Below are 15579 nucleotides of genomic sequence, written 5' to 3'. Positions count from 1 at the left end.
TTTTTTGCATATCGATGCCGCCATCAATATCTAAAGCAATAAAAAAGCGCTAAAGTTGTTTTCACTTTGACCGATAATATTATTATTAAATTTTGCGTTGACGTGGCGTGAGTGGCCCCGCAGTGCAGTGGATAGGTTTAGCCTTTTACTGAGGACTCCCAGTATGGCAACGATTACCTCTCTAGGTATTGGCTCAGGCCTTGACCTCAACGGCTTGTTGGATCAATTGAACGATGCTGAACGCGGCAAACTCGCACCGATCACCCGTCAGCAGGAACAGCAGGAAGCCAAGATTTCCGCCTACGGCAAAATCCAGTCATCCATGGATAAATTCCAGGATGCGGTTGATGCGCTGAATGATCCCAAGCTCTACCAAAGTCTTTCCGCCAATGTGCGTGGCGATGAAATTTCCGCGACTACCAGCGCGGATGCCCTGCCCGGCAGCTACCGCGTCGAAGTCACTGCGCTGGCTACCAGTGGCACGTTAGCTTCCCAGCGGGTAACCGATAGCGATACTCCTCTTGATATGGGTGGCGCCACCCAACTGCGGCTCGATTTTGCAGGTCCAGAAACAGCTAGTGTCAATATTGACGTAGCCGCGGACAGCAGCCTGGAAGATATTCGTGATGCCATTAATGCTCGCAAAGATGCAGGTGTCAGCGCCAGCGTGATTTTTGATGGGGAAGGCTACCGCCTGGCGCTTAGCTCCAGCGAGACGGGCTTGGATGCCTCGGTAACCGGCTTTAGTTTTGTGAATGCGGATGGCACAGACGTTACCACGCCCCCCTTCACGAGCGACACCGCACAAAGCGGTCAGGATGCCGCTCTGACGGTTAACGGCATTGCGATTACCAGCGCCAGCAACAGTATTGACGATGCCATTCAAGGCGTGACGCTGAACCTGGGCGAGCTAAACCTGGGGGCGGGCGAAACTGCCAGCAGTACCGTCAACGTGGAGCGAAACACGCTCAAAGTGCGCGAGGCCATCGGCGCATTCGTTAAAGCCTTCAATGACGTCAAAAGCACCATAGGCACCGCAACCAACTATGATGCCGGTACGGATACGGCAGGCGAGCTGGTCGGCGACAGCACCGTGCGCACCATTGAAAACCGCCTGCGCAGCGTGCTGACCAGTGGCGTGGCGGGTGGTGAGCTAGCCTCGTTGAGTCAACTGGGTATTACCCTGCAGCGCGACGGCACGCTGGAAATGGATGACGACGCTGTCAGCGATTTAGCCAAAAACAGCCCGGATGCTCTCAGTGACTTCTTTACAGGCGTGGAAGGCAATGATGCCTCTCAAGGGTTGGCCAGCAGCCTAAGCACCACGCTTGAGCAGCTAATGAGCAAAAACGGTACCCTGGGCAATGCCATCAGCGGCGCGGAAAATCGCATCGACAGCTTGAAAGACCGCTATGAGCGTATGGAAAGCACTATCGAGCGGACTATTAGTCGTTATCGCGCTCAGTTCGGCCAACTGGATGCCATGATCGCCCAGATGAACAGTACCAGCGAATACTTGACCCAGCAGTTTGATGCGCTGGATTATCAGTTGGGCCGCAAGTAACCCGTTCGCTAGCTAGCCAGCAACCGAGTGAGTTTTATCAACAGGACCGAAAGGCCCTGTTTGCATCTCAAAATGGCAGTAAGTACCGTGTTTACGTTTGTTAACATTTTTCTGGCGTATTTTGGTATTTTTTTAGCATTAACCCTAAAGGTTCTCCCCGCGGCGCCGTTAATTAATATAACGGCACACACAGTGGCCGAAAAGCGGGCCTTCCAGGCCAGTGTCCAAGCAAGGAGAATCACACCATGTCAGTGATCAATACCAACATCACATCGATGATCGGCCAGCAGAACCTGAACAAATCTCAGAATGATCTGCAAACTTCTATGGAGCGTTTGAGCTCTGGCCTGCGCATCAACAGCGCCAAGGATGATGCGGCCGGTCAGGCCATCGCCAACCGCATGAGCAGTCAGATTACAGGTCTAGCCCAAGCACAGCGTAACGCCAATGACGGTATCTCCGTTGCGCAAACGGCTGAAGGTGGCCTAAACCAAGTAAATGACAACTTGCAGCGTATTCGTGAGCTGGCAGTGCAGGCTGAAAACGGTACTAACTCTTCGGATGACTTGAATTCTATTCAAAATGAAATTAACCAGCGCTTAGAAGAGATCGATCGTATCTCGCGTGAAACCGACTTCAACGGCACCAAGGTGCTGGGCGCGAATGAAGGTGCCTCTGATCCCACCAGCCGCACCATTAGCATTCAAGTTGGCGCTCAAGATGGCCAAGCTATCGATGTAAATCTTAAGCAAATCAACCGTGAAACATTAGGCCTGGAAGGCTTTAACGTGACAGGTGCGGGTGAAGTAGCTAATGCAGAAGCTACTGCTGATGACCTTACGCTTAATGGCTTTACCGCTGGTGCAACCAATGCCAACGGATCTGTTACGTATTCTAAAGACACTGACAATGCAACTGCTACATCGGATGCGCTTTTTTCCGCATTAGCTGATGGCGATACAGTGACTTACGCGGGTACAGATACTGGTTTAGGTGCTGCTGCTGCTGGCGACTATACTTTTGATGCCGAGAGCGGTAACTTTTCATTCGATGTTGATGATGCTGCAGCGGCAGATGTGACAGCCTCCATCACTCCTGGGGCAGGTGAAACTACAGCAGCTACGGTTGATATTGGCGGTAGTAGCCAAGACGTTATCATCGACAGTAACGGCAATATGACTGCTGCAGATGACGGTGCTCAATTATATTTAGAGGGCGGTGTCCTTACCAAAAATAATGCAACTGCTGGAACTGAAGCAACGGCAACTAACGTTGCAGCGGCTGTTGCTACCACTGCTGGTGATAGCATTACCGTTGGTGATACAGCCTTTACCGGTGACGGTACAAATATTGATGTGACCGGCGCTACCATTAGTGCTGAAGGTTTGCAGAATCTTGCAGACGGTAACGCTTACAGCGTAACGCTTGATTCCACTCAGTATGACGTAGATGCTGCTGGTGAAGTTACAGATAATGCTGGTGGTGACGTTCAGTACTTAAGTGCTGACGGTGAGTTAACGGCTGACGATGTAACGACCACTACTTACTTTGCACAAGAAAATGGCAAAGTAACTGATAATACTGGCGCCCAAGTATACAAAGATGCTGATGGCGAGTTGTCCATGGAGGCCGTCACTGAGAAGGAACGTTCTTCATTAAGCGACTTGGACAGTGCACTGTCTGATGTAGACGCCCTGCGCTCTGATCTCGGTGCTATTCAGAACCGTATGGAATCTTCTATTGAGAACCTAAGTACTACTGAAACAAACCTCTCTGCTGCACGTTCGCGCATCGAAGATGCCGACTACGCGGTTGAAGTGGCCAACATGACTCGCGCGCAAATTCTGCAGCAGGCGGGTACTTCGGTATTGGCCCAGGCCAACCAGATCCCGCAGAACGTTCTGTCTCTGCTGGGTTAATTGGTTAGCCAATAGGCTGATTGAAAGACATATAACGGGGCCGCAAGGCCCCGTTTTTTATAAGATAAACCGGCAAGTGGCATAGGCTGAAGTTATCCAATGAGCCAAAAAAGCATTTCTGCCCACGAGGTGATGTACGATTTAATTCCCAAGCTCAACGCTCTGGAAAGACAGATTAACAACACCCTGGAAGCCATGATCACGGCAGGCCAATCGCCCGCGGAAAAAGAGAGTACGGAAAAGCTGAAAATAGAGTTCGAGCTGGAGCTGACGATGATCCGTATGAACCTTCAGCACTTGCTAAGCCGCTACCGAACGGAATTGGAGGCCGTCACCCGTGATGATCACCACGATGTAACACTTGCTTTGGATAAACACGAAACCGTTGCAGTGGAAAGTGCCAAGGCATTATACGACCGCGTGCAGCGTCTACAGCAAGGCCAATAATGCAACGGCTGAACAAGTGAGCCAACTATGAACTCAGATGAACACGAACGCGTCGCGCAGGAATTAGAATCGCTAATTCGCGATACCCAAGCGACAATCGAGCGTGCCGAAATACACGGCCTGGATCAAACATCCCCGAAAGACTTCCAGGCCCTGCTGGATATTGTCGACAGTGCCGTGAAGCAGCAGCGCGAGCATACCCAGGCGATGTTAGACTGATAAAGTCGCTGAGTTCCCCCCTCGGATACAACGTCTTTTGAAGGCAACATTTCTAGACAGTGTGTACTCAAGCCCACCGTGTCGAAGCCGATAGTATAAAAAACAGGACACAGCTACATTCTGCCAGGGTTGGCTATCACCATAACAAGCAAGACAATCAAAAGGTGATGCAATGCTGGAGAAACTCCACAAGATCAATGTGAAATACACCCTGGCGTTTATCCTGGTGGCCTTGTCGCTGCTGGGCGTCGTGGTGGTCGATAGTCTGCTTGTCCAGTCGATACGCGAACGCATGACGGCGTTCAGTGGCTCCTTTAACCCGGCCGTTTCAGCGGTGCTCAATGCGGACCGCGATCTCTACCAGGCACGGGTGGCCGAAATTGAAGTACTACGTCAAGCGCCGGGCAGTGAGGGGGCAAGCGCTCAGTACGACGATTACCGCGAAAATGCCGAGCAGGCGTACGACCGAATGCATGACTTCCTCACGTTGCTAGAGGCATATCCGCAGGTAAGCGAAGGGCTTGAGCCGTTCGAGGATCGTTTCACGGCATGGGAGGCGGCGTCCCAGCGTGTTTTCGACCTGCATGCAGACGGCGAGCTTGATGCCGCCGAGGCGCAGTTGGAAGGCGACTCCTTAGCGGCCTTTAATTCGTTGCGGGCGCTTTACAACATGGCCGGGGAAAGCGCCGATGCGCGCGGCCTGGCGCTGGAACAAGAAACACTGGCGGCAGTCGCCGTTCAGCAACGCTGGGTGATGGGCTTCACTGCCTTGGTGCTGCTGGCAACGTTCGCCATCGCCTTGGTGGGGCCGAACCTGATGTCCCGGGCGATTCGCCAGGTCAGTGGGCGCATTCGCGATATTACCCAGGGTGAGGGCGACCTCACAGCGCGTATTGATAGCCAGCGGCGCGACGAGATTGGTGAGCTGGCCAGTGAGTTTGATGGTTTTATTGAGCGCATGGATACAAGCTTCCAGGCGGTGCGCGACGGTGCCCGCAATGTCAATGTGGCGTCGAACGAGATTGCCTCCGGTAGCGAGGACCTCGCGTCCAGAACCGAGGAGCAGGCGTCCGCTCTGCAGGAAACGGCGTCCAGCATGGAAGAAATGTCTTCGATCGTGCGCCAGAACAGCGAGTCGGCCAGCAATGCCGATACCATTTCCAGCCAGGCAGCAGAAAAAGCCGAGAAAGGCGTCAAAGAGGTTCAGCGCTCTGTTGAGTTGATGCGCGAGCTCGAGACCAGTTCCCGCAAGGTGGGCGAGATTGTGGAAGTCATCGATTCGATTGCCTTCCAGACCAATATCCTGGCGCTCAATGCCTCGGTCGAGGCGGCGCGCGCGGGTGAACATGGCCGTGGGTTTGCGGTGGTGGCCAGCGAGGTGCGCAACCTCGCCAGCCGCAGCGCGGATTCATCCAAAAAGATTCGTGAGATGATCACGGATATCAGCCAGCGTATCGCCAGCGGCGCCGAGCAGGCGGTACGCAGCGGCGAGGGGATTCAGGATACGGTGGAGGCTATCCGCCAGGTGTCAGGGCTGATGAACGAGATTTCGCTGGCCGTGCGCGAGCAGGAATCCGGCATTCAACAGGTGGGCACGGCGCTGACGCAGATGGATTCCGCCACGCAGCAGAACGTCACGCTGGTGTCGCAAACCAGCGGCTCGGCGGCGTCCCTTCAGCAGGAAGCCAACCGACTCACCCGCCTGGTGGATGCGTTCAAGCTTAGTGGCGATGCCTCAGGCGCCGCGTCTCAGTCGCTGCCCAAGCAGGCCACGCCGCAACGCAGTGCCCAGAAAAGTGAGCCTGAGTGGGAGGCTTTTTAGGATTGTAAGATCAGTCGGAAAGTAAAGTACATGGATGTGATGGCCTATAAAAATGAAATTGATCAGCGACGGCTTGAAGCGCTTGATGAGCTCTCATCTCTCGATCAGTCATTGGGTCTGGGCTGAGGAATGGATGAGGAATCTGCTGGCTCAGCGCAATGACCTGTCATGGGAAAAGCTAGAGCAGGTTCGTGAGCGGTTAACCTTTCACGTCGTAATCTTGCAAAGATACGTCATTGACGTATAATAGTCTTCATGTTGACTATCATCGAAACCCCTACATTCGAAGCGGATGCCAGAAAGATCTGGAATGAGGAGGAGCGAAGTGCTTTTTTCACTTGGCTGGCGGCCAATCCTGAAATTGGTGATCTTGTACCAGGCAGCGGTGGATGTAGAAAGGTTCGTTGGTCGGTAGCGGGTTCAGGGAAGCGTGGCGGGGTTCGTGTCATCTACTTCACTAGGTTTGCAAACGGTGAGATTTGGTTGTTGGTGATCTACAAGAAGGCTGTCAAGGAGAACATACCCGCGCATATCCTGAAGTCGATTCGTGAGGTACTGGAAAATGAGTAGCGAGACCCTTAGTGCAGAGGAGCTTGGCAACAAGTTGCTCCAATCTGTTAAAGAAATGAAAGCGGGCAAGGCGGCGCGAATTAGTCGTGTTGAGCCTAACGAGGTGGCAGAAGCGCGCGGTAAAACTGGGCTGACTCAGATTGAGTTTGCTGAGGTACTGCACATTTCTCCGCGTACCTTGCAGGAGTGGGAGCAAGGCCGACGTAAACCCTCCGGGCCTGCAAAAGCGCTTATCGAGATTGCTTTCCGCCACCCAGAAGTTATTCGGGAAGATCTTGAACTCAGTCGTTAACAAGCGGCTGCTGTAGATTAATGGTTTGATGCTCCGCACAGGGCTGATGGCAATCTCCTTGCGTTATTGAAACCCGCTAGCAAGGCCGCATTCTGCGTGATAGACTATGCCATCCTCTCAGACAAGACCCGTGAGCGGGCAGCTGAATTGAACTGCTCGCTACACTATTTTGGTCGGCTTATTGCACAAAAATTAGCCGCCAAAACAATTGGTTGTTACGGAAGCGTCGCATTGGCCGTGTCGGCTCGCGACGAACACATAGTTAATCCGTTGCCCTTTAGCGGCAACCTTATTCTCCAAGGAGATACCAGTGGCGAACAGCAAGCAAGCTCGCAAGCGCGCCCGCCAGGCCGAAAACCGTCGTGTCCTGAAAGCTAGCCAACGCAGCATGGTCCGTACCTACATTAAGCGCGTGCTCAAAGCGGTTAAGACAGGCGACCATGGCAAGGCGATGGAAGAGTTCAAGGTGGCGCAGCCGGTCATCGACCGCATCGCTGATAAAGACGTCCTTTCCAAGAAGAAAGCCGCACGTCTGAAAAGCCGCTTGAACAAGCGCATTAAAGCACTGGCGGCGTAAGCCGGCAGGCGCCTTAAAAAACCGGCTGCGGCCGGTTTTTTTGTGTCTGTGGATTGCCAAGGGAAGGATGGCGAAGGCGATGACCACGAAATCGCAGCAGGAAGGTCAGGAGCAGCCTCGGGGGCGTGGATTGATGCGCTCGGGGTTGATAGTCAGTGCCATGACCATGCTGTCGCGGGTCATGGGGCTTGCGCGCGATGTGGTGGTGGCGGCGCTATTGGGTGCAGGCGACGGGGCCGATGCGTTTTTCGTGGCCTTCAAGATCCCCAATTTTCTGCGCCGTCTGTTTGCCGAAGGGGCGTTCAACCAGGCCTTTGTGCCGGTACTTTCCGAGTACTCGACCCAGCGCGACAAGCAGGAAATTCGCGAGCTGCTCAATGCCGTGGCGGGCAGTTTGACGGCGATTCTGGCGCTGATTACCGCGCTTGCCATGCTGGGGGCGCCCTGGTTGATCTGGCTGTTTGCACCAGGGTTTGGCCGCGACCCGGAAAAGCTCGCCATGACCGCGGACATGCTGCGCTTGACCTTCCCGTATTTGCTGCTGATTTCGCTTACCGCCTTTGCCGGTAGCGTGCTGAACACCTGGAACCGCTTTGCGGTCCCGGCGTTTACTCCAGTGCTGCTGAACCTGTCGCTGATCGGGGCGGCCTTGTTACTCACCCCGCTGATGACTGAGCCCGCGATGGCGCTGGCCTGGGGCGTGCTGATTGCCGGGGTGGCGCAACTGGTGTTCCAGGTGCCGTTTTTGCTGCGCCTGGGGTTGATGCCCACTCCATGGCCCAACCTGGCGCATGAAGGCGTCCGGCGAATATTGAAGCTCATGGGGCCGGCGCTGTTTGGCGTCTCGGTATCGCAGATCAACCTGCTGCTGGATACCGTGCTGGCCTCGCTGTTGGCCGCCGGCAGTGTGTCGTGGCTGTATTATTCCGATAGGCTGGTGGAGCTGCCGCTGGGCGTGTTCGGCGTGGCGATTGGCACGGTGATCTTGCCCGCGCTTTCCAAGCGCCATGCTGACCAGTCAAACACGCATTTTGCCGCCATGCTCGATTGGGCAATCCGCATGGTGCTGCTGCTGGGGCTGCCCGCCGCGCTGGCGCTGGTGGTATTGGCAGAGCCGCTATTGATCACGCTGTTCCATTACGGCGCGATGACCGATACCGATATCCAGATGGCGGCGATGAGCCTGCGCGCCTACGCCGTCGGGCTGGTGGCCTTTATGCTGATCAAGGTGCTCGCACCGGGCTTTTTTGCCCGCCAGAACACCAAGACCCCGGTGAAGGTGGCCATCTTTGCCATGGTCGCCAATATGGTCTTCAACCTGATGCTGGTTTGGTCGCTGGCCCACGCCGGGTTAGCGTTGGCCACGGCGCTGTCGGCGTTTTTGAATGCCGGGCTGCTCGGTTACCTACTGCGTAAGGAAGGCGTGCTGGTGTTTCAGCCGGGCTGGGGGCGCTTTGCGGTGCAGCTTTTAGGCGGCTGTGCATTGATGAGCATTGCGTTGTACGTCATCGCGCCCGAGTGGACAGCCTGGCTTGCCATGAGCCTGTGGCAGCGGGTCGCCTGGGTGTCAGGGCTGGTGGCACTGGGCGCGGGGCTGTACTTTGCCTGGTTGGGTGCGCTGGGGTTGCGGGTGCGGCATTTGAAAATGCGTGCCTGACGCTGCACGACGGCGGCCAGGTTCGTTATAATCGGTGGCTTTGCTGCCTGCTTCTTGAGCGGGTGAGCAGGCTAGCAACGGCAGAGGTGCCATGCGGGTCATTCGAGGTTTGCACAATTTAACGGCGTCATCGCGGGGCTGCGTGGCAACCATCGGTAATTTCGATGGCGTGCACCGCGGCCATCAGGCGATCCTGCAGCAGTGCCGCGAGCACGCCGCGCGCTTGGGCGGGCCGCTGACCGTGGTGGTGTTTGAACCCCAACCGCGGGAGTTTTTTGCCGGTGACCAGGCCCCGCCCCGGCTGACACGGCTGCGTGAAAAGGTCCGCTTGCTGGGTCATCACGGTGCCGAGCAGGTGCTGTGCCTGCCGTTCAACGATGCGCTTCGCAGCCTTACCGGCCGTGAATTTATCGATCAGGTACTGGTTGACGGGCTGAATGTAAAGCACCTGGTGGTCGGCGACGACTTTCGCTTCGGCTGCGACCGCCGCGGAGACTTCACCCTGCTGGAAGCCGTGGGCCGCGAACAGGGCTTTGGCGTTGAGCATACCCGTACCTTTACGGTAGACGATGAACGCGTTTCCAGCTCGCGGGTACGTACCTTGCTGGCCAGCGGCAATTTTACCGCCGCCGCCCGCCTGCTGGGGCGGCCCTATTCGGTGGATGGCCGGGTGGTGCGCGACCAGCAGTTGGGCCGAACCATTGGCGTGCCCACTGCCAATCTGCCCATGCTGCCCCAGCCGCTTACGCTGCGCGGTGTATACGCCGTTGTTGGCGAACTGGAAAACGGCGAGCGACATTTGGGCGTGGCCAACGTTGGCTTTCGGCCCACGGTGGGCGCCACGCGGCCGACCCTGGAGGTTCACCTGTTCGATTTCTCAGGTGATCTCTACGGCCAGCGCATGACGGTGGTGCCCTGCGCGCGGCTGCGGGGCGAGGTGAAGTTTGACGATATCGAGGCGTTGAAAGCGCAGATTGGGCGTGATCAGCGTCAGGCGCGGCGCTACTTTGCGACCGCCGCTGCTGGCAAAAACGCAACATTCCCGCTGGCCTCGGCCCCGCTCGGGCGAGAGACCGCATCTTCTGATTCCTCCTTGGCGGGCGATTCCGCCGAAGATAACGACGGCTGACCGGACTATGGATTATAAGCACACGCTAAACTTGCCAGAAACCGATTTTCCCATGCGCGGTATGCTGCCCAAGCAGGAGCCGGGGCGGGTGTCCACATGGCAGGACATGAACCTCTACCAGCGCCTGCGCGAAGCCCGCGCTGGAGCGCCGCTGTTCGTGCTCCACGATGGCCCTCCCTACGCCAACGGCAGCATTCATATCGGTCACGCCGTCAACAAGATTCTTAAAGATATTATCGTCAAGTCGAAGAACCTGGCAGGCTTTGACGCGCCCTATGTACCGGGTTGGGACTGCCACGGCCTACCCATCGAGCACAAGGTGGAAACCACCCACGGCAAGCACCTGGCGCCGGACACCGCCCGGGAGCTGTGCCGTGAATACGCCGCCGCGCAGATTGAAACCCAGCTGACCGATTTCGTACGGCTGGGCGTGGTGGGCGACTGGGATCACCCCTATCGCTCGATGGATTTTGCCAACGAAGCGGGCGAGATTCGTGCGCTGGCCGATATGGTCGACGCGGGCTATGTGTTCAAGGGCCTGAAGCCGGTGAACTGGTGCTTTGACTGCGGCTCGGCGCTGGCCGAGGCGGAAGTCGAGTATGCCGACAAGAAGTCCGACGCTATCGACGTTGCCTTCCCCGTTGAAGACGCCGACAAGCTGGCGGCCGCATTCGGTTTAGACACGCTGCCCAAGCCCACTGCCGTGGTGATCTGGACCACCACCCCCTGGACCATCCCTGCCAACCAGGCGTTGAATGTCCATCCCGAGTTCACCTACGCGCTGGTCGATACCGGCGAGCGTCTGCTGCTGCTGGTGGAAGACCTGGTCGAAAGCTGCCTGGAACGCTATGCACTGAGCGGTGAGGTAATTGCCACCGCCAAGGGCGCGGCGCTGGATCTGATCAATTTCCGTCACCCTTTCTATGACCGCCTGTCGCCGGTGTACCTCGCCGACTACGTCGAGGCCGAAGTCGGCAGCACGGGTATTGTCCACTCCGCGCCGTCCTACGGCATGGATGACTTCATTACCTGCCGCGAGCACGGCATGGAATTTGACGACATGCTCAACCCGGTGCAGGGCAACGGCGTTTATGCGGACGACCTGCCGTTCTTCGGCGGCCAGATGATCTGGAAGGCCAATCCGCATATCGTCGACAAGCTGCGTGAAGTGAACGCGCTGATGGCCCACACGCCGATCACCCACAGTTACATGCACTGCTGGCGGCATAAAACGCCGGTGATCTACCGTGCCACGGCCCAGTGGTTTGTGGGCATGGATATCCAGGGCAAGGACGGCAAAACCCTGCGCGAGCGTGCCCTGGAAGGCATTGAAGCGACCAGGTTTACCCCTGCCTGGGGGCAGGCGCGCCTGCACAGCATGATCGCCAACCGCCCGGACTGGTGTATTTCCCGCCAGCGCAACTGGGGCGTGCCGATTCCGTTCTTCCTGCACAAGCAGACCGGCGAGCTGCACCCGCGCACCGTTGAACTGATGGAAGAAGCCGCCAAGCGCGTCGAGCAGGAAGGTATCGACGCCTGGTTCAAGCTCGACCCGTCGGAGCTGCTGGGTGCGGAAGCCGCCGATTACGACAAGGTGACCGACACCCTGGACGTGTGGTTTGATTCCGGCACCACCCACCGTCATGTGCTGCGCGGCTCGCACCCGCATGGCCATGAAAGCGGCCCGCGGGCGGACCTGTATCTGGAAGGCTCCGACCAGCACCGCGGCTGGTTTCACTCGTCGCTGCTGACCGGCTCGGCCATCGACGGCCACGCGCCGTACCGCCAGTTGCTGACCCATGGCTTCACCGTGGATGCCCAGGGCCGCAAGATGTCCAAGTCGATCGGCAACGTGGTCGTCCCGCAAACGGTCATGGACAAACTGGGTGCCGATATTCTGCGCCTTTGGGTCGCCTCGACCGATTACTCCGGCGAAATGGCGGTCTCGGACGAGATCCTCAAGCGCACCGCGGATGTCTACCGGCGTATTCGTAATACTGCCCGCTTCCTGCTCTCCAACCTTAACGGCTTTGATCCGGCGAAGGACAAGGTGGCGTTTGGCGACATGCTGGCGCTGGATCAGTGGGTGGTCGACCGCGCCGCGCAGTTGCAGGGGCGTATCGACACCGCCTACGACGAGTACCGCTTCCTGGATGTCTATCAGCAGGTGCACGGTTTCTGTGCCCGTGAGCTGGGCGGCTTCTATCTGGATGTCATCAAGGATCGCCAGTACACCACCCAGGCGGATTCGCTGGCCCGGCGCAGCGCACAAACCGCGCTTTACCACGTAGTCGAGGCGCTCTCCCGCTGGATCGCCCCGATCCTGTCGTTCACCGCTGAAGAGATCTTTGAGCACATTCCCGGTGAGCGCGGCGACAGCGTCCTGCTGGAAACCTATTACACCGGCCTTGAAACGCTGGATGATAATGCCGTGATGGGGCGTGGTTTCTGGGAGCAGGTGCTGGAAGTCAAGCATGCGGTCAACAAGTGTCTGGAAGATGCCCGTAATGCGAAGGTGATCAAGGGCAGCCTGGCGGCGGAAGTCACGCTTTACGTGAGCGACGAGCTCAACGCGACGCTGACCAAGCTGGGCGACGAGCTGCGCTTTGTGATGCTGACCAGCGAGGTAACGCTTAAACCGCTGGCTGAGGCCAAGAATGCTGAAGCCACCGAGCTTGAAAGCCTGAAGGTCGCGGTGGCGCAAAGCGAGCACACCAAGTGCGAGCGCTGCTGGCATCATCGTCCGGACGTAGGCACCCATGAGGCGTATCCCGATCTATGCGGCCGCTGTATCAGCAACCTCCCCGAAGGCAGCGGCGAGATTCGTGACTATGCCTAACGCGCCCCATACGCCTGATACCCCTTCGCAGCGGCCGCCGATGCACCGGCCGCTGCGCTGGCTGTGGCTGGCAGTCGCGGTGGTCGTGCTCGACCTGGCCACCAAGTACCTGGCCAGCAGTTTGTTGAACTACGCCCAGCCGGTGGAAGTACTGCCGTTTTTCAACCTGACGCTGTTGCATAACCCGGGAGCGGCGTTCAGCTTTTTGGCCGACCATCCCGGCTGGCAGCGCTGGTTCTTTGCGATTATCGCGATTGGCGCAAGCATCGGCCTGACCATTTGGCTCGCGCGGATCAAGGCCGACGAAAAGCTGCTGGCCGTGGCGTTGCCGCTGATCATCGGCGGGGCGCTGGGCAACCTTTTTGACCGGCTCGTTCACGGCTATGTGGTCGACTTTCTGTCCTTCCACGTAGCGGGCTGGTACTACCCGGCATTTAACGTGGCGGATATTGGCATTACCCTGGGGGCTGCCGGGCTAATCTGGGAGTCGGTGGTGGGCGAACGGCGACGCAAAAAAGCCCAGCGGTCCTAACCTCCTTTCAACTGCGAGTAACGCAATGAGCGATTATTTAATTGATGACGGTATGGAAGTGTCCTTGCACTTCACGCTCAAGCTGGAAGACGGCACGGTGGTCGACTCGACCAAAGAGAAAGTGCCCGCTACCTTTCAGTATGGCGACGGCAATCTGCCCCCTGGCTTTGAGCATCCGATCAAGGGCATGGCCGCGGGGCAGGAAGGCAGTTTCGAGATTACCCCTGAACATGCGTTCGGTCAGCATAACCCGCAGAATATTCAAACGCTGAAGCGTGACGACTTCGGTGATGAAGCGCCCGAAATTGGTATGGTGATGTCATTTGCCGATAAAGCGGGAACGGAATTGCCGGGTGTGGTCAAAACGATCGAGGGCGACCGGATCGAGGTCGACTTTAATCATCCTCTGGCGGGGCGTACCCTGACGTTTGAGGTGGAAGTGCTCGACGTGAAGCCGGTCACGACACACTGAGCCCCCACCTACCGGCAGGGGCGATATTCATCCAACGGTGTTCAGCATCAAGGCGCGACTTATGCAATCACAGCAGCAAACACACCCCATCGAGATCAAACTGGCCAACCCGCGAGGGTTTTGCGCGGGGGTCGACCGTGCCATCGATATCGTCAACCGGGCGCTGGATGTGTTTGGGCCGCCGATCTACGTCCGCCACGAAGTAGTCCATAACCGCTTTGTGGTGGAAACGCTGCGTGAGCGCGGCGCGGTGTTCGTCGAGGAATTGCACGAAGTACCTGACGATGTGATCGTAATTTTCTCCGCCCACGGTGTCTCCCGTGCGGTACAGCAGGAAGCCGAAGAGCGCGGCTTGAAAGTCTTTGACGCCACCTGCCCGCTGGTCACCAAGGTGCATCTTGAAGTGCTGCGCTACGCCAAGCGCGGCCAGGAATGCATCTTGATCGGCCACCAGGGCCACCCGGAGGTCGAGGGCACCATGGGTCGTTACGATACGGCCAGCGGTGGGCGCATCTACCTGGTGGAAGACGAGCACGATGTCGCCAATCTGGATGTCAAAGACCCGTCCCAACTGGCCTTTGTGACGCAAACCACGCTGTCTATGGATGACACCGCCAAGGTGATCGATGCGCTGCGTGATAAATTTCCCGAGATTCAGGGGCCGCGCAAGGACGACATCTGCTACGCCACGCAGAATCGTCAGGACGCGGTACGTGAACTGGCCGCCGATAGCGATCTATTGCTGGTAGTGGGTAGCCCCAATAGCTCCAACTCGAATCGCCTGCGCGAGCTTTCCGAGCGTATGGGCACGCCCGCTTACCTGATCGACAACGCCGAGCAGATCGACCCTCAGTGGTTGAACGGCATCAATCGCATCGGCGTAACCGCCGGGGCGAGCGCGCCGGAAGTGCTGGTCAAGGGTGTCATCGAACGTCTGCAGACCATGGGCGCCACCGCGCCCCAGGAGCTGCTCGGCCGGGAAGAGACGATCACCTTCTCAATGCCTCGTGAACTGCGCGAGCAGGTCATCGCCAGCAGCTAATACCTGGCAGCCAATCCAAGCCTACGTAATGCAATGCGTATGGGTTTGCGACATACTGAAATGGTATGAGTCAACCAATACAGGAGCAACGCCGCTTGCATTACGTTTCTCATCCCCCCTTGTCACGTCACGGCCAGCGCGGCTTTACCCTTATTGAGTTAATGATCGTGCTGGCCATCATCGGCATCGTGGCGGCCATTGCCTACCCCAGCTATACCCGCTACGCCCAAAAATCGCTGCGCACCGACGCCCATGCGGGGCTCATGCAGGCAGCGTCCGAGCTGGAGCGATGCTACACGCGCACTTATGCCTATGCCGCAAGCTGTCTGGAAACGAAACAGTCACCTGAGCAAAACTATGCCATTGGTTTTTCCAGTGAAGGTGGAGACGGTGGTTATACATTGACGGCAACGACCAGGAACGGCCAGGACGATGGCTGCGATGCGCCGTTGACACTGGATGCCAAGGGCAACCAAGAACCCGATGAGTGCTGGTAGG

The 15579-nt window shown here is 57.4% G+C and carries 15 protein-coding genes; all 15 read left to right on the top strand.

What is annotated here, in order from left to right:
* Positions 1–163 precede the first annotated feature (163 nt).
* The 15 genes from fliD (at position 164) to BMX75_RS18280 (ending at position 15578) form a co-directional block, all read left to right on the top strand.
* Positions 164–1564, top strand: coding sequence for a flagellar filament capping protein FliD (gene fliD, locus BMX75_RS00260; RefSeq protein ID WP_092824166.1), 1401 nt, complete (start codon positions 164–166; stop codon positions 1562–1564).
* 245 nt (positions 1565–1809) lie between these two features.
* A complete protein-coding gene (locus BMX75_RS00255; RefSeq protein WP_092824163.1) occupies positions 1810–3483 on the top strand; it encodes a flagellin N-terminal helical domain-containing protein in 1674 nt (557 codons plus the stop codon).
* Between the two features lie 99 nt (positions 3484–3582).
* Positions 3583–3930 carry a hypothetical protein gene (locus BMX75_RS00250; RefSeq protein ID WP_092824160.1) on the top strand — a complete coding sequence of 116 codons (348 nt, stop codon included), beginning with the start codon at positions 3583–3585 and terminating at the stop codon, positions 3928–3930.
* A gap of 27 nt (positions 3931–3957) precedes the next feature.
* Complete coding sequence (locus BMX75_RS00245) at positions 3958–4149, top strand: hypothetical protein (protein ID WP_092824158.1); 192 nt, start codon at positions 3958–3960, stop codon at positions 4147–4149.
* 172 nt (positions 4150–4321) lie between these two features.
* Entirely contained in the window at positions 4322–5971 is a 1650-nt protein-coding gene (locus BMX75_RS00240) for a methyl-accepting chemotaxis protein (protein WP_092824155.1), read from the top strand.
* A 255-nt stretch (positions 5972–6226) separates the two neighbouring features.
* Positions 6227–6541, top strand: a complete 315-nt coding sequence (locus tag BMX75_RS00230; RefSeq protein ID WP_092824153.1) for a transcriptional regulator — start codon at positions 6227–6229, stop codon at positions 6539–6541.
* Positions 6534–6833, top strand: coding sequence for a helix-turn-helix domain-containing protein (locus tag BMX75_RS00225; RefSeq protein WP_092824151.1), 300 nt, complete (start codon positions 6534–6536; stop codon positions 6831–6833). The genes BMX75_RS00230 and BMX75_RS00225 overlap by 8 nt, the downstream gene beginning before the upstream one ends.
* Positions 6834–7143: 310 nt before the next feature.
* Positions 7144–7410 carry a 30S ribosomal protein S20 gene (gene rpsT, locus BMX75_RS00220; protein ID WP_066316664.1) on the top strand — a complete coding sequence of 89 codons (267 nt, stop codon included), beginning with the start codon at positions 7144–7146 and terminating at the stop codon, positions 7408–7410.
* Positions 7411–7489: 79 nt separating this feature from the next.
* Positions 7490–9067, top strand: coding sequence for a murein biosynthesis integral membrane protein MurJ (gene murJ, locus BMX75_RS00215; RefSeq protein ID WP_245748304.1), 1578 nt, complete (start codon positions 7490–7492; stop codon positions 9065–9067).
* Positions 9068–9158: 91 nt separating this feature from the next.
* On the top strand, positions 9159–10196 hold the full coding sequence (gene ribF, locus BMX75_RS00210; protein WP_092824149.1) for a bifunctional riboflavin kinase/FAD synthetase: 1038 nt from the start codon (positions 9159–9161) through the stop codon (positions 10194–10196).
* 7 nt (positions 10197–10203) lie between these two features.
* The gene (gene ileS, locus BMX75_RS00205) at positions 10204–13035 is read left to right on the top strand and encodes an isoleucine--tRNA ligase (RefSeq protein ID WP_092824146.1); all 2832 of its coding nucleotides are present in this window, start codon (positions 10204–10206) and stop codon (positions 13033–13035) included.
* Positions 13028–13567 carry a signal peptidase II gene (gene lspA / locus BMX75_RS00200; RefSeq protein WP_092824143.1) on the top strand — a complete coding sequence of 180 codons (540 nt, stop codon included), beginning with the start codon at positions 13028–13030 and terminating at the stop codon, positions 13565–13567. Before ileS ends, lspA begins: the two co-directional genes overlap by 8 nt.
* A 25-nt stretch (positions 13568–13592) precedes the next feature.
* A complete protein-coding gene (gene fkpB, locus BMX75_RS00195; protein WP_092824140.1) occupies positions 13593–14039 on the top strand; it encodes an FKBP-type peptidyl-prolyl cis-trans isomerase in 447 nt (148 codons plus the stop codon).
* 61 nt (positions 14040–14100) lie between these two features.
* Positions 14101–15081, top strand: coding sequence for a 4-hydroxy-3-methylbut-2-enyl diphosphate reductase (gene ispH, locus BMX75_RS00190; RefSeq protein WP_092824137.1), 981 nt, complete (start codon positions 14101–14103; stop codon positions 15079–15081).
* A gap of 65 nt (positions 15082–15146) precedes the next feature.
* Positions 15147–15578, top strand: coding sequence for a type IV pilin protein (locus BMX75_RS18280; protein WP_092824134.1), 432 nt, complete (start codon positions 15147–15149; stop codon positions 15576–15578).
* The last annotated feature ends 1 nt before the right edge of the window (position 15579 follow it).

Source organism: Vreelandella subterranea (genome assembly GCF_900111305.1).
Classification (GTDB): domain Bacteria; phylum Pseudomonadota; class Gammaproteobacteria; order Pseudomonadales; family Halomonadaceae; genus Vreelandella; species Vreelandella subterranea.
The sequence above is the reverse complement of the archived record's forward strand: the minus strand, read 5'-3'. Positions and strand labels throughout refer to the sequence as shown.